Source organism: Oricola sp. (assembly GCF_965230365.1).
In the GTDB taxonomy this organism is placed as follows: Bacteria; Pseudomonadota; Alphaproteobacteria; order Rhizobiales; family Rhizobiaceae; genus Oricola.
Window position 1 is genome coordinate 3215969 of record NZ_OZ246003.1, and the last position, 18610, is coordinate 3234578.

At 63.2% G+C, this 18610-nt stretch carries 20 protein-coding genes and 1 pseudogene; 14 read left to right on the forward strand and 7 right to left on the reverse strand.

The annotated features are described in order from the left end of the window. Nucleotides 1-11: 11 nt before the first annotated feature. The 4 genes from ACO06R_RS15630 to ACO06R_RS15645 all read left to right on the forward strand — a co-directional run bounded on the left by ACO06R_RS15630 (nt 12) and on the right by ACO06R_RS15645 (nt 3266). Nucleotides 12-869, forward strand: coding sequence for a 23S rRNA (adenine(2030)-N(6))-methyltransferase RlmJ (locus ACO06R_RS15630; protein ID WP_421851986.1), 858 nt, complete (start codon nt 12-14; stop codon nt 867-869). A gap of 50 nt (nt 870-919) precedes the next feature. After that, complete coding sequence (locus ACO06R_RS15635) at nt 920-1411, forward strand: hypothetical protein (protein WP_421851989.1); 492 nt, start codon at nt 920-922, stop codon at nt 1409-1411. Between the two features lie 20 nt (nt 1412-1431). Continuing rightward, a complete protein-coding gene (locus tag ACO06R_RS15640; protein WP_421851992.1) occupies nt 1432-2136 on the forward strand; it encodes a ribonuclease T2 family protein in 705 nt (234 codons plus the stop codon). Nucleotides 2137-2657: 521 nt separating this feature from the next. Further along, the gene (locus ACO06R_RS15645) at nt 2658-3266 is read left to right on the forward strand and encodes a glutathione S-transferase family protein (protein ID WP_421851995.1); all 609 of its coding nucleotides are present in this window, start codon (nt 2658-2660) and stop codon (nt 3264-3266) included. Nucleotides 3267-3305: 39 nt separating this feature from the next. On the opposite strand, the gene ACO06R_RS15650 is transcribed toward ACO06R_RS15645, so the two are convergent. Continuing rightward, nucleotides 3306-3959, reverse strand: coding sequence for an outer membrane protein (locus ACO06R_RS15650; protein WP_421851998.1), 654 nt, complete (start codon nt 3957-3959; stop codon nt 3306-3308). Between the two features lie 249 nt (nt 3960-4208). Between ACO06R_RS15650 and ACO06R_RS15655 the strand changes: the two genes are divergently transcribed. The 6 genes and pseudogenes from ACO06R_RS15655 (at nt 4209) to ACO06R_RS15680 (ending at nt 9411) form a co-directional block, all read left to right on the forward strand. Then, a complete protein-coding gene (locus ACO06R_RS15655) occupies nt 4209-5153 on the forward strand; it encodes a calcium/sodium antiporter (protein WP_421852001.1) in 945 nt (314 codons plus the stop codon). Between the two features lie 18 nt (nt 5154-5171). Next, nucleotides 5172-5936, forward strand: coding sequence for an SDR family oxidoreductase (locus tag ACO06R_RS15660; protein ID WP_421852005.1), 765 nt, complete (start codon nt 5172-5174; stop codon nt 5934-5936). A gap of 243 nt (nt 5937-6179) precedes the next feature. Then, nucleotides 6180-8051 (forward strand): annotated as a pseudogene (gene uvrC / locus ACO06R_RS15665) (excinuclease ABC subunit UvrC); the annotation flags it as partial. Nucleotides 8052-8097: 46 nt separating this feature from the next. Next, nucleotides 8098-8694, forward strand: a complete 597-nt coding sequence (pgsA, locus tag ACO06R_RS15670; protein WP_421852008.1) for a CDP-diacylglycerol--glycerol-3-phosphate 3-phosphatidyltransferase — start codon at nt 8098-8100, stop codon at nt 8692-8694. Further along, nucleotides 8691-8945: a molybdopterin converting factor subunit 1 gene (moaD, locus tag ACO06R_RS15675; RefSeq protein ID WP_421852011.1), complete on the forward strand. Its 255-nt coding sequence runs from the start codon at nt 8691-8693 to the stop codon at nt 8943-8945. The genes pgsA and moaD overlap by 4 nt, the downstream gene beginning before the upstream one ends. A gap of 1 nt (nt 8946) precedes the next feature. After that, on the forward strand, nt 8947-9411 hold the full coding sequence (locus ACO06R_RS15680) for a molybdenum cofactor biosynthesis protein MoaE (RefSeq protein ID WP_421852014.1): 465 nt from the start codon (nt 8947-8949) through the stop codon (nt 9409-9411). Here ACO06R_RS15680 and trhA read toward each other — a convergent pair whose 3' ends face one another. Next, nucleotides 9412-10053 (reverse strand): PAQR family membrane homeostasis protein TrhA, encoded by a 642-nt coding sequence (gene trhA / locus ACO06R_RS15685; protein ID WP_421852017.1) that lies wholly within the window; start codon nt 10051-10053, stop codon nt 9412-9414. It lies immediately after the preceding gene. A gap of 171 nt (nt 10054-10224) precedes the next feature. Next, nucleotides 10225-10647, reverse strand: coding sequence for a nucleoside-diphosphate kinase (gene ndk / locus ACO06R_RS15690; RefSeq protein ID WP_421852020.1), 423 nt, complete (start codon nt 10645-10647; stop codon nt 10225-10227). 128 nt (nt 10648-10775) lie between these two features. Between ndk and ACO06R_RS15695 the strand changes: the two genes are divergently transcribed. Then, a complete protein-coding gene (locus ACO06R_RS15695; protein WP_421852023.1) occupies nt 10776-11294 on the forward strand; it encodes a DinB family protein in 519 nt (172 codons plus the stop codon). 14 nt (nt 11295-11308) lie between these two features. Here the strand turns inward: ACO06R_RS15695 and ACO06R_RS15700 are convergent, their stop codons facing one another. Further along, nucleotides 11309-12181 carry a LysR substrate-binding domain-containing protein gene (locus ACO06R_RS15700; protein WP_421852026.1) on the reverse strand — a complete coding sequence of 291 codons (873 nt, stop codon included), beginning with the start codon at nt 12179-12181 and terminating at the stop codon, nt 11309-11311. Between the two features lie 98 nt (nt 12182-12279). Here ACO06R_RS15700 and ACO06R_RS15705 point away from each other — a divergent pair, with 98 nt between their 5' ends. Further along, nucleotides 12280-12516, forward strand: coding sequence for a DUF1127 domain-containing protein (locus ACO06R_RS15705; protein ID WP_421852029.1), 237 nt, complete (start codon nt 12280-12282; stop codon nt 12514-12516). Between the two features lie 105 nt (nt 12517-12621). Next, a complete protein-coding gene (locus ACO06R_RS15710) occupies nt 12622-14511 on the forward strand; it encodes an ABC-F family ATP-binding cassette domain-containing protein (RefSeq protein WP_421852032.1) in 1890 nt (629 codons plus the stop codon). A gap of 21 nt (nt 14512-14532) precedes the next feature. Here ACO06R_RS15710 and ACO06R_RS15715 read toward each other — a convergent pair whose 3' ends face one another. From ACO06R_RS15715 to ACO06R_RS15725, 3 genes are read right to left on the reverse strand one after another with little or no spacing between them, the layout of a single operon-like run. Then, nucleotides 14533-15189, reverse strand: a complete 657-nt coding sequence (locus ACO06R_RS15715) for a hypothetical protein (RefSeq protein WP_421852035.1) — start codon at nt 15187-15189, stop codon at nt 14533-14535. A 38-nt stretch (nt 15190-15227) separates the two neighbouring features. Then, nucleotides 15228-15680 carry a DNA polymerase III subunit chi gene (locus ACO06R_RS15720; protein ID WP_421852038.1) on the reverse strand — a complete coding sequence of 151 codons (453 nt, stop codon included), beginning with the start codon at nt 15678-15680 and terminating at the stop codon, nt 15228-15230. Nucleotides 15681-15689: 9 nt separating this feature from the next. After that, on the reverse strand, nt 15690-17186 hold the full coding sequence (locus ACO06R_RS15725; RefSeq protein WP_421852041.1) for a leucyl aminopeptidase: 1497 nt from the start codon (nt 17184-17186) through the stop codon (nt 15690-15692). A 243-nt stretch (nt 17187-17429) separates the two neighbouring features. On the opposite strand from ACO06R_RS15725, the gene ACO06R_RS15730 reads away from it, so the two are divergent. Next, nucleotides 17430-18608, forward strand: coding sequence for an LptF/LptG family permease (locus ACO06R_RS15730; RefSeq protein WP_421852044.1), 1179 nt, complete (start codon nt 17430-17432; stop codon nt 18606-18608). The last annotated feature ends 2 nt before the right edge of the window (nt 18609-18610 follow it).

Below are 18610 nucleotides of genomic sequence, written 5' to 3' on the forward strand. Positions count from 1 at the left end.
AGGAGCAAAAAATGAATTATCGCCACATCTTCCATGCCGGCAATTTCGCCGATGTCTTCAAGCATATCGTGCTGACGCGCGTCATCGCTTACATGCAGAGGAAGGACGCGGCGTTTCGCGTCATCGACACGCACGCCGGCTGCGGCGTCTATGACCTGTCGTCGGAACGCGCGCAGAAGACCGGCGAATGGCGAACCGGCATCGCCCGGCTGCTGGCCGCCGCCGACACCGCGCCAGCAGACGTCGCCGAATTGATCGCGCCCTATCTGAACTGCGTGCGCGCGTTAAACGAGGGCGAAGCCGTAAAGCTATACCCCGGCTCGCCGAAGATCGCGCGCATGCTGGCGCGCAAGCAGGACCGGCTGACCGCGCTGGAACTTCACGCCGAAGATTTCGAGACCCTGCATACACATTTCGAGGGCGACATTCAGGTGCGCGCAACCAATCTCGATGGCTGGCTCGCAATCAAGTCGCACCTGCCGCCCAAGGAACGGCGCGGCGTCGTGCTCGTCGATCCACCGTTCGAAGTCTATCACGAGTTCTTCAACATCCTGACCGCGCTGAAGGAAGGCCACAAGCGGTTCGCGACCGGCACCTACCTGTTGTGGTACCCGGTCAAGCACCGCAAGGGCATCGCCGAGTTCCGCGAGGAATTGCGCGCGTCCGGCATCCCGCGCATTCTCGACACCACGCTCGAGGTGCGCGGTTCCGGCGAGGATGTGCGCTTCGACGGGTCGGGCGTGATCGTCGTCAACCCGCCTTACACGCTGGAAAGCGAGTTGCGCACGATCCTGCGCTGGCTGACCCCGGTCATGGAAATGAAGCAAGGCTCCGGCAACTTCGCCGTCAACTGGATCGCCGGCGAGTAATCGACACGCGAATCCGGGGTGACGGCGCGGCGGCAATGGGTTAATCACCTATGATCGCCAACGCCACGAAGACGGGAGCATTCTCGATGATCCGGACGATGACGGCAGTTTTCAGCGCAATTGTAGCGGTTTTCGCGATGGCGTCGTCGGCGCTGGCGGCAGACCTGATCGCGCCGGGGCCCTATTCGGTCGCCGCGCCGAATTCGCTCTGCGCCCACAAGGGCAATCTGCGCGCCATCGAGAAGCGTTTCGGCATCCAGGCGCGCCGGGTGCATCACCAGCCCGGCCTGAAGATTTCCGGCATCGTCAACATCCACGAGCATCGCTACCACGCCAAGACCGAGGAATGCCTGGTGGAGCGGCATTATTGCCACGCCACCGCCCATATGTCGGACGGCCAGACGCGCAAGCTCTGGTACCTGATCGAGGTCGACGAAGGTTTCGCCGGCTTCGGGCTGGCGTTCGGAGACAATGTCGAGTTCTGCTTGTCGGGGCTTGATCGCTGGAATGTCTACAACGGCGCCTGCCGGGTGCTGCGCTGATCGCAAGACCATCGTTTGCCATGGACTTGGCGGTCCTCGGCCGGAGCGCCATTGCGCTTGTGCTGGCGCTTGCGCTGCCGGCGCTTGCCGGTTGCGACGCCGCCGAACCGGACACAGCCTCTGAAAACGCCGCCCCATCCGTGCCGCTCGGCACCGGCTTCGATTTCTACGTGCTGGCGCTGTCATGGTCGCCCAGCTATTGCGCCGCCCTTGGCGACCGCGCCAACCGTCAGCAATGCGAAAGCCGCGATCCACATGCCTTCGTCGTGCACGGCCTCTGGCCGCAATATGAGCGCGGCTATCCCGCCGATTGCCCGACCCAGCGGCCACTTTCGGTGCCGCGGTCGCTCTCAGACACGATGCTCGACATCATGCCGTCGACCGGCCTTGTCCGCCACCAGTGGCGCAAGCATGGTACCTGCACCGGCCTGTCGCAGAGCGCCTATTTCGAAGTCACCCGCGCGGCCCATGAGCGTGTTGTCATTCCGGATGCATTCCAGACGGGCGAAGCCTATGCCAATCCCGATCCCGGCAGTGTGGAGGCGGCGTTCCTTGCGGCCAATGACGGTCTCAAAGCCGGCGCAGTGGCGGTCACCTGCGACCGCCGCTTCCTGCGCGAGGTGCGGATCTGCCTGTCGAAGGACCTGACCGGCTTCGTCTCCTGCCCGGAGGTCGACCGCAACGCCTGCGCCCTGCCCACCGCCGCCATGCCGGCGGCGCAGTGAGGGTGGAGCGGTACTGGTGGCCGCGTTTGAGCATCGGTCGTGTTCGCTGGTTGACCGCCCCCCACGCCTCAATCTATTTTTTACCGTATTTCTAATAGCCTAACCCATCGGCTTTGGAAAACTTGTCCACCGCCCCCGAACCTCGCCTATCCTGATTCCCGCCTTCTCACGGAAGTCTGGGTGCACACCGGCTCACAGGGGGAAGGACGGTGCCTGGCTGGTGGCGCAGAGGTGCGTCACTGGGTGATGAACCCCCAAGTCAGGGCGGCATGAAGCGGCGCGCGCAGTCTTGTTTTCCCGGACTTTCGTTCCGGGCCGCCGACCGAAGCTGCAAGAACGCCGAGCGGGCGGTCCGAGGATCGCTATTACTAACTAGACGTTGCGATGCTTTGACCGCCCGTCTTCCAGTTTTATGAACGATCCGGCCTCAGGGAATGAGGCGCGGCGGCGATGAAGCATGTTCGGAGAGCGGAGACTAGCGCCCGCTTCCACCCGCGCAAAAAACCGATTAAGGAAACACCATGCCAAAACTTCTCGGTGCGCCCGCCTCACCCTTTGTCGCCAAGGTCCGCATGGCCGCGACCTGGCTCGACCTGCCGGTGACAATCGAAAATGTCAACGTGATCACCGTCGACGAACCGCCGCTGCTGATCGACGCCAATCCGCTCGGCAAGATCCCGACGCTGATCCTCGATGATGGCTATGCGGTCATCGAAAGCAGCGCGATCATGCGCGAGTTCGACCGCATGAGCGGCAAGAAGCTTTATCCGCGCAACGCCGAAAAGTTGCGCGACGCCGAGCGCATCGAGGCAATGGCCGACGGGGTCAGCACGTGCCTGCAGGCGCAGGTTTATGAAAGGCGTTCGCGGCCGGAGGGCATGGCGCACCAGCCGTGGATCGACAAGCAGGCCAGGAAGGCGGCGCGCGGTCTCGACTGGCTGAACGAGCATGCGCCGCGCGTCACCACCAGGCTTCACGGTGGGCATTTCGCGCTCGCGGCGATGGCGGGCTATCTCGATCTGCGCTTTCCGGATCTCGACTGGCGGCGCGGACGACCGAAGCTGAGACGCTTCGAGCAGCGCTTCGAGGAAGCCTTTCCCGCCTATCGCGCGCAGCGGCCGCACGGCTGAGCCCCCGCGCGCGGCAAGGCGCGCGGGAGCGGTCTTGGATCAGAACTTGATACCGATACCGGTGTTGACCGTGTGGGTAGAGAAGCCCGACGACACGGTGGTCGGTCCGCCGATCGTAAAGTTCTTCGACTGGTAGTCGGTGTAGCGGTATTCGAGGCGGCCGAAGATGTTCTCGGTCAAAAGCGCATCCGCGCCCGCGCCGACCGTCCAGCCGACATGGGTGTTCGAATCCGTCACCGCACCGTCGGTCACCTCGGCGCCGGTCACCGCCAGGCCGGCGGTGCCGTAGAGCAGCACCGGATCCAGCGCATAGCCGACACGGCCGCGCACCGATCCGAACACCGTCTGGCTGGCCGCAACCGGCCCGCCGCCAAGCGTGCCGTCGGCGTCCGAATAGCCGATGTCGCCCTCGACGCCGTAGACGATCCGCCCGTCCTGCAGGTTGTAGCCGGCGAAGGCGCCGCCCTTGAAACCGTCGGCGTCGATGTCGCCGGCGGAACTGTCGAAGGTGCCCCAGCCATAGCCGGCGAAGCCGCCGGCATAAAATCCCGACCAGGTCGCAGGCGGCGCGACCTCGATGGGAGCAGCTGCCGGCGGTGCCGGCGGCACGTCGATGGCATCGGCGGCCATTGCCGGAGCCGCCGCAAGCGCGAGCATTGCCGCGCCACCCGTCAATTTCGAAAACAGTCGCATGTTGATCTCCATTGCTTGCCCGGTTCGGGCGCCTGCGGTGTCTTCGGCCACCGTATGCGCACCATTCCCAAACACCCGGACGGAGATTTGGTGAGAGATTGCGGCGAATGCTTCGCCGAAATGGGGAATTTTGGTGTCGGAAAAATGAAGTGCGGCGAGCGTGGTTTTCCTGCAACAGCCGCCGGCTCCCTTTTTTCGGATAATCAATACCTATATAGACGGCACGACCTCTTGCTGATTGCGGTTCCCATGCTCTTCAACATCTTGATGCTCATCGCCGGATTGGTGCTGCTGGTCATTGCCGGCGACTATCTGGTGAAGGGGGCCGCCGGTCTCGCCGAGAACCTCGGCATTCCCCCGCTCATCATCGGGTTGACGGTCGTGGCGTTCGGAACCTCGGCGCCGGAACTGTTCGTTTCGGTGCAATCGGCGCTGTCCGGTGCGCCCGACATCGCCGTTGGCAATGTCATCGGCTCCAACATCGCCAATGTCCTTTTGGTGATGGGCGCGCCGGCGCTGCTCGCCGCCATCCACGCGCAGGAGCGCGGGCTGGCGCGCAACACAGGTGTGATGCTGGTGTTCACGCTGGCCTTCGTCTGGGTGCTGGGCGACGGTACGTTGCAGCGAATCGAGGCGGCGGGCCTTTTTGCCGGCCTGTTGACCTTCGTGACCGTTCAGATCATGCGCGCGCGCCTGCATATGGAAGACGAGCCGCGCGGCGATTATCACGACGAGTTCGGCGAGATGCCGCATTCGCCGGGCCGGATCGCCACCCACCTTGCCGGCGGCCTGATCGGCCTGCCGATCGCGGCCCATTTCACCGTCAGCGGCGCATCAGGGCTTGCCGAGGCTTTCGGAGTCAGCCAGGCGGCCATCGGCCTGACCATCGTCGCCATCGGAACCTCGCTGCCCGAACTCGCCACCTCCTTCATGGCCGGCTGGCGCAAGGAAGCCGAGGTCGCGCTCGGCAACATCATCGGTTCGAGCATCTTCAATATCGGGGCGATCATGGGCATTACCGGCCTGATCATTCCGGTGCCGGTGTCCAGCATCATTCTGGAGCGCGACGTCTGGATCATGCTGCTGACCGCAATCCTGCTTTCGGTCATCTGTTTTGCCCGCATCACCACCGGGCGCATGCTTGGTGCGGCGATGCTGATCGGTTACGTGGTTTATATCGTTTCCGTTTTTTGAACCGGCAAAGGAAGCCCATTGGCATCGAAACCCGTCGCATTGATCACAGGAGGCGCCAGGCGGATCGGCAAGGCAATCGCCGAGGATCTCGCCGCGAACGGATTTGCGGTTGTTGTCCACGCCAACCGGTCCGCCGCCGACGCCACCGCGCTTGCCGGACAACTGCGTGCGGCAGGCCATGAAGCCATTGCCGTGACCGCCGACCTGACCGACAGCGTCGAACGGAGCGGCCTCATCGGCGCGGCGAGCGCCGCGGCGTCCGCGCCCGTCGCGCTGCTGGTCAACAATGCCTCCATCTTCGAAGATGACGGCATGGGCAGTCTCGATCCGGCGATCTGGGACAGCCATTTCGACCTTCATCTGAAGGCGCCGGTGTTTCTCGCCGAGGCCTTCGCCGCGCAATTGCCGGCAGACCGCGCCGGGATGATCGTCAACATCATCGACCAACGCGTCTGGCGGCTGATGCCGAGTTTCATGTCTTACACCTTGTCGAAATCGGCGCTGTGGACTGCAACCCAAACGATGGCGCAGGCGCTTGCGCCACGCATCCGCGTCAATGCCATTGGCCCCGGGCCGACCTTGCCGAACTCCCGGCAAAGCGAGGCGGATTTCCGCAAGCAATCCGGCCGGGTGCCGCTCGGCCGTGGCCCGGAACTCGCCGAATTCGGCGCGACGATCCGGTTTCTTTGGAACAACGCCTCGATCACGGGCCAGATGATCGCGTTGGACGGCGGACAGCACCTCGCGTGGGAAACCCCGGATGTTGCCGGGATCGCGGAATAGCCCCACATCTAATGATCGCGCCGGGAAAACCCGGTCTGGAACACAATCCGGCGGCGGGGCTTGATACCGGTGCCGCCGACCGTTGAAATGGCAGGCATGGATCCGAAACCGATTCCGGCAGAAGACGGTATAGAGGATGTCGTTCTCGATGGCGGCGACGACCCGCTGCTTCGCGAGCTTGGCAAAGCGCTCGCGTGGGACGCCGGTGATGACAGCCTCAAAGAGCTGCAAGGCGCCGAGTTGATCGCCGCCTATGTCAAGCGCCTGCCGAACGCGCCGGGCGTCTACCGCATGTTCGACGCCAAGGGCGACGTGCTTTATGTCGGCAAGGCCGCCAGCCTGAAGAAGCGCGTGACGAGCTACGCGCAGGGCCGCGGCCATTCCAACCGGATCGTCCGCATGATCGGGCTGACGGCGGCGATGGAGTTCGTCACCACCCGCACCGAAACCGAAGCGCTGCTGCTTGAAGCGAATCTCATCAAGCGCTTGCGGCCGCGATTTAATGTCCTGCTTCGCGACGACAAGTCGTTTCCCTACATTCTCCTGACCGGAAACCACGAGGCGCCGGGCATCTTCAAACACCGCGGCGCGCAGACCCGCAAGGGCGACTATTTCGGCCCGTTCGCGTCGGCCGGCGCGGTCGGGCGGACGATCAACGCGCTGCAACGCGCTTTCCTGCTGCGCACCTGCACCGACAGCGTCTATGAAAGCCGGACACGGCCCTGCCTGCTCTACCAGATCAAGCGTTGCTCGGGCCCGTGCACCGGCGAGGTCTCCGTCGAGGACTATGCTGCGCTGGTCGGAGAAGCGAAGGCGTTTCTTTCCGGTCGCAGCCAGGCGGTCCAGACGCAGATGTCGCGAGCCATGCAGGAGGCGGCCGAGAATCTCGATTTCGAGCGTGCTGCGGTCTATCGCGACCGCATCTCGGCGCTGACCTCGATCCAGAGCCACCAGGGCATCAATCCGCGCGGCATCGACGAGGCGGATGTATTCGCCATCGCGCAGGAAGGCGGCGTGACCTGCATCCAGGTCTTTTTCTTCCGCACCGGCCAGAACTGGGGCAACCGCGCCTATTTCCCGAAAGCGGACGCCTCGCTGGAACCGGACGAGGTGCTCGGCGCCTTCGTTTCACAGTTCTACGACAACAAACCTGTACCGAAACAGATCCTGACCAGCACCGAGATCGCCGAAGCGGGACTGCTGGCAGAGGCGCTGGCGCTGAAGGCGGGGCGCAAGGTGACCGTGAGCCGGCCGCAACGCGGCGAAAAGCGCGACCTCGCCGACCATGCGCTGGCCAACGCCCGCGAAGCACTCGGCCGGCGGCTGGCCGAGACCAGTTCGCACGCCAAGCTGCTGCGCGGCATCGCCGAAACGCTGCAGCTATCGCGCGCGCCGCGCCGTATCGAGGTCTACGACAACTCGCACATCATGGGCACCAACGCGGTCGGGGCGATGATCGTCTCGGGACCGGACGGATTTGCCAAGAACCAGTACCGCAAGTTCAACATCCGCTCCGAGGATGCCACCCCGGGCGACGATTTCGCCATGATGCGCGAGGTCATGGAAAGGCGCTTCTCCCGGCTCGTCAAGGAACAGGGGCTGCCTGACCGCGAGAACACGGACAGCCCTGCCGACGAAACTCCAGACGATACGCTGCCGACCTGGCCTGACCTGCTGCTGATCGATGGCGGGATCGGCCAGGTCAACGCGGTCATGACCATATTGAAGGATCTCGGCATCGAAGGCGTTGTCGATGTCGTCGGCGTCTCCAAGGGTGTGGACCGCGATGCCGGACGCGAGCGCTTTGTCATTCCGGGCAAGCCGGATTTCAGCCTGCCGCCCCGCGATCCGGTGTTGTATTTCATCCAGCGCCTGCGCGACGAGGCGCACCGGTTTGCGATCGGATCACACCGCGCGCGCCGCAAGAAGGAGATGATCAAGAACCCGCTCGACGAGGTCGCCGGCATCGGTCCGGCGCGCAAACGCTCGCTGCTGCACCATTTCGGCAGCGCCAAGGGCGTGGCGCGGGCGGCGCTCGATGACCTGGAGAAGGTCGAAGGCATCTCACGCGCCATGGCGCAGCAGATCTACGATCACTTCCGGCAGGCCGGGTGATCTGCACCCTTGACCCAGACGGCATTCCGGTGCTTGTCACAACCTCATGCGAAACAGCGCGTTCAATCTCCCCAACATCCTGACTTATCTGCGCATCCTCGCGGTGCCATTGATTGTCGTATGCTTCTTCTTCGAGGGTCCGCTGCAACCGAGCGATTTCTCGCGCTGGCTGGCACTCGGCATCTTCGCATTTGCCGGAATCACCGACTTCTTCGACGGCTGGCTGGCGCGGCGCTGGCAGCAAACATCGGAGATCGGCCGCATGCTCGACCCGATTGCCGACAAGCTGGTGGTTTCGGTGGTGCTTCTGCTGCTTGCCGCCGAAGGCGCAATCGCGGGCTGGAGCTTGTGGGCGGCGGTCATCATCCTGTGCCGGGAGATCCTCGTTTCGGGCCTGCGTGAATACCTCGCCACGCTGGAGGTTTCGGTGCCGGTTTCGCAACTCGCCAAGTGGAAGACGGCCATGCAACTCGTGGCAATCGGCTTCATGATCGCCGGGCCGGCCGGCGACCGCATCGTCCCCTACATCACCGAGACCGGGCTGGTGCTGTTGTGGGTGTCGGCACTCGTGACACTATATACCGGCTGGGACTACTACCGGTCCGGCCTGAAACACGTGATCGAGGACTCGAACCGCCAATGACGAAACTGGTCTATTTCGCCTGGGTGCGCGAGCGGATCGGCACCGCCGAGGAAGAGGTCGATCTACCGGATGACATCAGGACCGGTGCGGAACTTCTGGCGTGGCTGAAAGCGCGCGGCGAGAACTACGAGGCAGCGCTGCAGTTCGACAATGCGATCCGCATTGCCGTCGATCAGGAGCATGTCGAACACGACGAAGCGCTCGGCAAGCCGCGCGAAATCGCGCTGTTTCCGCCGATGACCGGCGGCTGACATGACCACGCCGGTCGAACCGCAGGTCCGAGTCCAGAAGGATGACTTCGACATCGCCGCCGAGATTGCCGGCCTTGCTGCCGGACGCGGCGACGTCGGTGCGGTCGTGACCTTTACCGGCCTGTGCCGCGACGAGGGTGGCCGGTTGGCGGCACTGGAGCTGGAGCACTATCCCGGTATGGCAGAGGCAGAGATCGGCCGGATCGCGGGCCAAGCCGTCGGACGCTGGCCGCTGACAGGTCTGACGGTCATCCACCGCCATGGCCGCATCGCGCCCGGCGAAAACATCGTCCTTGTGGTGGCCGCGTCGGCGCACCGCCAGGCCGCCTTCGAGGCGGCGGATTTCCTGATGGACTTCCTGAAGACGCGGGCGCCGTTCTGGAAGAAGGAACACCTGAAGGACGGCGGCGATGGAGGCTGGGTCGGGGCGAAAGAGACCGACGACGATGCCACCGGCCGCTGGTAATTACGCGACCAGCGCGAACGTGCCGTATGAGACCGCCGTGAAGTGGCAGGCCGAGGCGGCAAGCACGAAACCGTGCCAGATCGCGTTCTGGTAGCGAAGCCCTTCCCAGAGATGGAAAATGACGCCGACGCTGTAGAGCAGCCCGCCGGCGAGGATCAGCATCGACACAACAACCGGCAGTGTCGCGAAAATCGGCCAGGCCAATGTCAGGCTCGCCCAGCCCAAAGCCAGGAACAGAATGACCGAGAATCGCTCGATACTGTGCCAGAATGACAGTTTGGCGATAGCGCCGAGGACCGCGATCGTCCAGACAAGCGCAAGCACGCCATAGGCGAACATGCTGCCGATCAGCATAACCAGCGGCGTGTAGGTGCCGGCTATCTTGAAGAAAATCGCCGCCTGGTCGAAGCGCCGCAAAATGGGTCGCCACTCATGGTGACTGATCATGTGATAGGCGGCGGAGACCGAAAACAGCAAGATCACTGTTGTGCCGTAGACGGCAAGCGCCGATGTCGAAAACACATCCAGCGTCGGCACCGCAAGAATGATCAGGACCGTAACCGCGATCGCGCTCGCGCCGATCCCGATGACGTGGATGATGCCATCTGCGATACGTTCGGCGCGTGTGTATTCAGGATACATGCCAAAACCCTATCCGCGGACCCCTTCCCGGGCAAGCGCGTGCTGAATCAGATTTGAACAACACTTTGTAAAGGTCGTGTGAATGGGCCGGTGGGTTCGTCGTCGACGGGCGGCACAAACAAAAAAAGCCGGGCTAGCGCCCGGCTTTCTTACAGCGAAACGGTCGGCCGGTCAGCCGACGATCTCGTGGCCGGCAAACCAGAACGCGATCTCCTCGGCGGCGGTTTCCGGCGCATCGGAACCGTGCACTGAGTTTTCGCCGATCGAGTTGGCGTAGGTCTTGCGGATCGTGCCTTCTTCGGCTTCTGCCGGATTGGTCGCACCCATGACTTCGCGGTTCTTCAGGATCGCGTTCTCGCCTTCGAGAACCTGGACGATGGTCGGGCCGGACGACATGAACTCGGTCAATTCGCCGAAGAAGGGACGCTCCTTGTGAACAGCGTAGAACGCCTCGGCCTGGCGCTGGCTCATCCATACGCGCCTGGAAGCGACGACGCGCAGCCCGGCGTCTTCCAGCATCTTGGTGATGGCGCCGGTCAGGTTGCGCTTGGTCGCGTCCGGCTTGATCATGGAGAAAGTGCGCTCGATGGCCATTGAGGTGTCCTTTGTGATGTTCTTGAAGGAGGAAAAGAGAAATCCGGGCGGTCTATAGCGGCGCGGACATGCCTTGCCAAGGGGTGCCCCCAAGGGCAGGATCGTAGCCGAACCAGGGACCGGCGCCGATGGACCAGACCGATCATTACCGCATGTTCGCCGCATACAATCGCTGGGCCAATGGGCAACTGTACGACGTGGTGGCGGGATTGAACGAAGAGGAATGGAACCGCGACGTCGGCGCGTTCTTCAAGTCCATCTGCGGGACGCTCAACCACCTGCTGGTCGGCGACCGCATCTGGATGCACCGCTTCACCGGAACCGGCGAAACGAGCGCCGGTCTGAACGATGTTCCGTTTCCGCAATTCGCCGATCTGAGGGCCGCCCGTGAGGCGATGGACGCACGCATCGTCGACTGGATCGAAACGCTCGACGTGGCAGCACTTTCGGGCGAGTTCTCATACACGCCAATCACCAATCCGCAGCCGATGAAACACCGCCTTGCGCCGGCGGTGGCGCATCTTTTCAACCACCAGACGCATCATCGCGGCCAAGCGCATTCCGTGTTGTCGCTCCTCGGGCACGCGCCGCCGCCGCTCGACCTGATCTATTTCCTGCGCAGCGAGGAAGGGGCCGCATTCATGTGAAAGGCGGCGGCCGGCTATGGCCGTGCAGCCTCTTCCGTCACCCACTCCAGAAATCCGGCGGTGATCCGTCTGTTGCGCGCCCTCGGCGTAACGAATGCCTGAAAACCGCCTGGCACGTCGACAAAGCCGACTGGGGCGACAAGACGGCCAGTATCGATGTCGGATTGAACAATACGTCGCTCGGCAAGCGCAACACCGAGGCCCGCAGCCGCCGCCTCGAGCGCCAGGAAGTGATGAGCATGTTCGATGTCGCGCTCGACGATGAGTTCGGTATTCGCGCGCTGCATCCAAGCCGCCCATGTGTGTTGCGCATTCGGCTGAGTCAGCCGCACCGAGGCCCTGCAACTGTTTTCGGCGATCACCAGCGGGTAATCGGGCGCGCAGACCGGGCCGTAAGCGGTGTCGCCAATCGACAGGCTTTGCTCATGGGAGGTTTCGTTCCTCAGCCGGTCATAGCTCAAACAGACATCGAATTCGGACTCCGGCAATTCCTGGGCGTAGGACATCAACAATCGGACTTCGACATTCGGAAACCGGGCGTAGAACCGCGGCAAGCGCGGCGTGAGCCAACGGGTCGCCAGCGTCGCGCTCGCCAGGATGTCGACGCGGTACTCATTCAACTCCGCGCGCAGCAATTGAGACAGGCCGTTCAAATCATCAAGCACAGAGCTCGCCACGGCGCGCAATCGTTCGCCGCGCGCCGTCAGACGCAGGCCGTTGCCCTCGCGTTCGAAGAGTTCGCCGCCGAGGTCTTCGGACAAATGACGAATCTGCTTGCTGACCGCGCCGTGGGTGCGGCCAAGTTCATGTGCCGCCGCCGTGACCGAACCAAGACGCGCGGTCGCTTCGAAGGCCGGCAGCGCGGACAGCGGAGGCAGTTTGCGCATGTTATGTTCCATTCGCTCACAGACTTCTGAGAATTACTCGATATTCCATCGCGTTGACAAAATCTATTGTTCCGAAAACGGAAACCGGAGCAAATGTCATGGCCGACATAATCGTGTTGCCGCGCATCGCTCGGGCAATCGCCCACCAGACCGACACCGACAGCGAACGGCCGGTCAGCATCGCCGGCTTGGTACGCCGATGGATCGACCGCGCCGCCTGCCGGCGCATGCTGCGCGAGGAGTTGCTGCCGCAGCCGGATAGTGTCCTCAACGACGCGGGCATCACCCGGCAGGCAGCGGCGTGCGAAGCGGCAAAACCGTTCTGGAAAGCCTGAACGGCGGCCTCGTAAGTCGTCTGACCGGCGCGAATGGCAAGATCATGGGCGGCGCTTGCCGGATTGCCGCTTGCGAGATTACCGATTGCGGTTCAAAAGCCGCTGATGCTGCAGATTAGCAATCTCACATTCCGCATGTTGGGCCGGCCGCTGTTCGAGGGCGCGAATGCGGTCGTGCCCGAGGGCATGAAAGTCGGCTTCGTTGGGCGCAATGGAACCGGCAAGACAACACTGTTTCGGCTGATTTCCGGTGAGATCGATCCGGAGAGCGGTGGCATCGACCTGCCCAAGGGAATGCGGATCGGACAGGTGGCGCAGGAAGCGCCGGGCACGGACGACAGCCTGATGGAGGTCGTGCTCGCAGCCGACCGGGAGCGCACCGCGCTTCTGGCCGAGGCGGAGAGTGCGCAAGACCCCGCCCGTATCTCCGCCATTCATGCCCGGCTCGCCGATATCAACGCCCATTCGGCGGAGGCGCGCGCCGGCGCGATCCTATACGGCCTCGGCTTCGATGCGGAAGCACAGCGCCGGCCCTGCCGGGCATTTTCCGGCGGGTGGCGCATGCGGGTTGCGCTGGCAGCGGTGCTGTTTTCCGAACCGGACCTGCTGCTGCTCGACGAGCCGACAAACTATCTCGACCTGGAAGGCGCATTGTGGCTCGAAAACTACATCCAGCGCTATCCGCACACCGTCGTGATCATCAGCCACGACCGCGACCTGTTGAACACGACCACCAACGCCATCCTGCATCTGGAGGACCGGCGGCTTACCTTCTATCGCGGCAATTATGATCAATTTGCGCGCGCGCGCGCCGAGAAGCAGATGCTGGCGGCCAAGATGGCGGAAAAGCAGGCGGCCCGGCGGCGGCACATGGAAGCCTTTGTCGAGCGCTTCCGCTACAAGGCGTCGAAGGCGCGCCAGGCGCAAAGCCGGCTGAAGGCGCTGCAGCGCATGGCCGATGTCGACATGATGATCGACACGGCCGTGCAACCGATCCACCTCCCCTCGCCCGAGCGGCAGCCGGCCTCGCCGATCATCGTCATGGAAGGCGCCAGCGTCGGCTATGACGACAATCCGGTGCTGCGCCGGCTCAACCTGCGCATCGACCACGACGACCGCATCGCGCTCCTGGGCGCCAACGGCAATGGCAAGTCGACCTTCGCAAAACTGGTCGCCGACCGGCTTGTGCCGATGGGCGGCAAGGTGACGCGCGCCGACCGGCTGCGCATCGCCATGTTCGCGCAGCACCAGCTGGAAGACCTGAAACCGGAGCAGACGGCCTACGAACATGTCCGCGCCCTGATGCCTGACGACGGAGAGGCCAAGGTGCGTTCGCGGGTCGCCCGCATGGGACTCGGCGGCGACCGCATGGACACAAAAGCCAAAGATCTTTCGGGCGGCGAACGGGCGCGCCTGTTGATCGGGCTTGTGACGTTCGAGGCGCCGCACCTGCTGATCCTCGACGAACCGACCAACCATCTTGATATCGACAGCCGGGCAGCCCTCTCCGAGGCGCTGAACGATTATCGCGGCGCTGTGATACTGGTCAGCCACGACCGACAGTTGATCGAGGCTTGCGCGGAGCGACTTTGGCTGGTGCATGGCGGCACCGTCAGCGCCTATCAGGACGATCTGGACGCCTATCGCAGGCTCATCCTCAAGGGGCCGGAAAAGCCGGATGCGGCTCGCGAAACACCCAACGGCGAACCGGCGCAGGCGTCATCGAAAGACAAGCGCAAGCAAGCCGCAGCCAAGCGCGCGGCATTTGCGCCGTTGAAAAGGAAAATCGACCGTCTGGAACAACAGATCGAGAAAGCGCAGCGCGAGATCGAAATGATCGACGCCGACCTGGCCAAGCCTGAATCGCATGCCGACAGCGCAAGAATCGTCGATCTTTCGAGACGCCGGGCAGCCGAGGAGGCCAAGCTCGCCGGCTGGGAGGACGAATGGATGACGCTGTCTGCCGAGTATGAAGAGGCGATGGCGGAGACCTGAGCCAGCGCCATACCGGACAGGTCAGCCGGTTCCGTCGCCACGCCCCCAGTCGACGGACGGCGATACCGGGTCGCGGCTTTCCGGTTGGCGGTAACCGATGCTCGAGGTTCCGGATGCCGGTTCGCCTGCATCCGGGGGCGAACGCCGGCGGCGCCAGCCGAGCACGAGTATCGCGACGCCGACAGCCAGCAGCGTGAAACCGATCGGCGAGAAGCGGTCGGCGGCCGATGGCAGGCGTTCGAGCACCAGATGTGCCGAGACGATGCGCAGTTCGTCGCGATCGCCTTCGCCAAGCACAAATGTGTATGGGCCGTCTTCCAGCCGGGGAATTTCCAGCACCTCGACCACGACCGTGCCGGTTTCGGTCACGCTGGCCGTATCCGGCGATATCAGCGGCGTCTCGGTTGCAATCGTCCGGCTCGCGGAATTCACGACGAGCGTCAGGGTGGTTTCGCCATCGGTGTGCCGCGTTTCCAGCGGGATCGCGGCTTCCAGGACAATGCGGAGCGGCGCGTCGCCCGGCCCCAGTTCGGCCTCGGCGGTCTTGTAGCCCGTGTACTGGGTAAAGACGTTAAAACGACCGATCTCTGTCGGCGTGCGCGAGACGTAGTCGACGAAGCCCGTCGCCACGATCGCCAGCAGCCCCGCTGCGACGAGAAAAAATCCGATAATCCGCAAAGCGCCCCTCCATCCCGGCAGATTGCGACTACGTCATCTTATGCCTTCTTTTGCCAGCGGCCGTCCTGTGCCTGTTGCCAGTAGGTCAGGTCGTGCCCTGCCGCTTTCAAGTTTTTCCAGTGACCGCGCGCATTGCCCAGTGCGGTGTCGTCCAGCCCGTCAAACATCACCACAAGCCGCTCGTAGCCGGCAATATCGCTGCCCGGCGCGGCGTCCCCGACCAGAAACCTGATCTGCGCACCGTTCGGATTGTCGTCGCTTGTGGTGAGGAAGACCGGCTGCTCATCCGGCCGGTCGCAACCATCGGCGTCATGCGGCAGGAAACTGTCTGACCGGTAGGTCCACAAATGGGCGTTTAGCGCATCGCGCAGCCGGTCGCTGCCTGCCTGGATTGCCGCGCGCCAGCCGCGGGCAACCGATTTCTCGATCAGCGCCGGAAGCGCTTCGTCGAGCGTCGATTCCGTGAGGTGATAGAAGAATATCTCCGCCACAGTCGCCGGTCAGCCCTCGTAATGATCGGCGACCAGCCGGTCGAGCAGGCGCACGCCATAGCCGGAAGCCCAGGATTGGTTGGTATCGGTCGCCGGCGACGACATCGCCGTGCCGGCAACGTCCAGATGCGCCCAGGCAATATCACCGACGAACCGCTTGAGAAACTGCGCAGCAGTGATCGAGCCGGCATAGCGCCCGCCAACATTCTTCATGTCGGCAAACTTGGAATCGATCAGCTTGTCGTATTCGGCACCCATCGGCATCCGCCAGACCTTCTCGCCGGTCAATACGCCTGCCTCGAACAATCGGCCGGAAAGCTCGTCGTCATTGGAAAACAGGCCGGCGTGTTGCTGGCCGAGCGCCACCAGGATCGCGCCGGTCAACGTTGCCAGATTGATCATGAATTTCGGCTTGTGGGTCTCCTTGCAGTACCAGAGCGCATCGGCCAGAACGAGGCGGCCCTCTGCGTCGGTGTTGATGACCTCGATCGTCTGGCCCGACATCGACGTGACGATGTCGCCGGGGCGCTGCGCATTGCCGTCCGGCATGTTCTCGACCAGCCCGATGATCCCGATCACATTCGCCTTGGCCTTGCGCGCCGCCAGAGCATGCATCAGTCCGGTGACTGCAGCCGCGCCGCCCATGTCGCCCTTCATGTCCTCCATGCCGCCGGAGGGCTTGATGGAAATGCCGCCGGTATCGAACACCACGCCCTTGCCGATGAAGGCGACAGGCTGATCCTTTGCCTTGCCGCCACTCCACTTCATGACCACAAAGCGCGGCGGCCGGACCGAACCCTGCGCGACGCCCAGCAACGCGCCCATGCCAAGTTTCTTCATGTCCTTCTCGACCAGGATCTCGACCTCGACGCCGAGCGCTGTCAGCGCGTCGGCGCGGGCGGCGAACTCCACCGGTCCGAGTGTATTCGCCGGCTCGTTGACCAGATCGCGGGCGAGCATGACACCGCGCGCCACCGCTTCAGCGGTCGCCCAAACTTTCTTGCACGCGGCAGGTTCAGCAGTCATCAGCCCCACCTTCTGGGCACTGGGCTTCTTTTCGCTGGCCTCGTCGTCCTTCTTGCGGGTCTTGTATTTGTCGAACTCGTAGGCGCGCAGCAGATAGCCCTGCGCGAAAGCCGCGGCCGCATCGGGCGAGACCTCGAACCCGTCCCCCGACAGAAGCACGGTCACTGCCTTGTCGCCGGCGACCCGCGCACGCACTACGCCGCCGAGCGCCGCCCAGCTGATATCGCTGGCTTCACCGACGTCGCCGACACCGACAACCAGAATCCGGTCGGCAGGCGAATTCGCCGGCGCCAGCACATCGACAACCGATTTCGCCTTGCCAGAGAATTTCGAAACCTCAATTGCCTTGGCGAGCGTGGATGACGGGTCGAGTTCGGCAACGAGTTCAGGCAGCTTGCCATCCTTTGCGGCAAGCAGAACCACCGTCCCCTTTTTTGGAGCCGCGATTTTAGAGAACGAGAATGTCGGCAGAACGGTCATGATATCGATATGTTTCCCTAGCAAGGCCCAAGGCGTAACCCTGAGGCGAACATGGCTTCATATTTCACCTCTGGCGATAGCAAAGCCTCCTGCCGGCAGCAATGCGTTGTTGAAAACGCCGATTCCGTCGCGTTGGCGGAGCAGCGGGAGCGTTAACGAAACTTTGTGCCGATCGTTTCATATTTTCCTATATGGATGTCGGACGCAATTCACGGTCCCTGCCCCCATGATGAGGCCCCCCGATTGAAGACGCTGCAACGCTACATTGCCCGCCGGATCGCGATTATCGCGGGGAGCTCGTTTCTGGCGATCCTCGGTGTGGTCTGGGTGACGCAGGCGCTGACGCGGATCGACTTTGCGACAGGTTCGGGTCAGTCGATCGGTGCGTTCTTCATGCTGCTGGTCATGTTGACTCCACAGCTCATCACACTGGTGATGCCGTTTGCGATCGTCGTCGGCACAGTGCAGGTCTTCAACACGATGAATTCGGACTCCGAACTTGCCGTAATCTCCGCCTCCGGCTTGTCGCGCAGCACGATCGCAATGCCGGTAATGCTGATAGCGGCGCTCGGCGGCGCATGGATCTTCACCTCCAACAACGTCATCGAGCCGCAATCGAACCGGGCCGTCCGGGATGTTATCGTTGAGGCGCGCACCGACCTTCTGACGACGCTGATCCGCGAAGGCGTATTCACACGGATCGAGAGGGACCTGACGATTTATGTCGACCGGCGGTTGCCCGGCAACCAGCTTGGCGGGATCATGGTGTCGGACACGCGCGACGAGAAGCTGTCGCTGCTCTACTATGCGCAAACCGGCGCCGTCGCCCGCTTCGGCGACCGGGAAGTGCTGGTGATGACGAACGGCCAGATCCACCGCAAGAATCTCGGCGACGGAACCCTGTCTATCATCCGGTTCAATTCCTACGCAATCGGCCTTTCGCAATTCGGCCCTAGCGAGGCGTTGGGCCAGTACTATCCACACGAGCGAGACACGCGCGACCTCATCGCTGCCGATCCGGACGACAAGGTCGTGAAGAACTATCCCGGCTGGCTGAAAGGCGAATTCCACCGGCGGATGAGCGACTGGATGTATCCGTTCCTGTTCGCGATGGTCGGCCTCGTCGTCGCCGGCCAGACACGCTCACACCGCCAAACGCAGTTCAACGCCTACCTTCTGGGCCTGGGTGGTGCACTGGTTTATCGCTGGGGTGCATATGCGATCTATGGGGCCAGCCGCACCAACGAGGATATCTGGCCGCTATTCTACGCGTTTCCGGTCACATGTTTTCTGGCCAACGCGATCATGTATCGGCGGGGGATCACGATCAGAGTTCCCGACGCACTCAACCGGCGTATCGACACAATAGCAGGTGCGGTTCGGCGCTTCCGTGTCCGGATTGCGCGTGCGAGGACCACCTGACC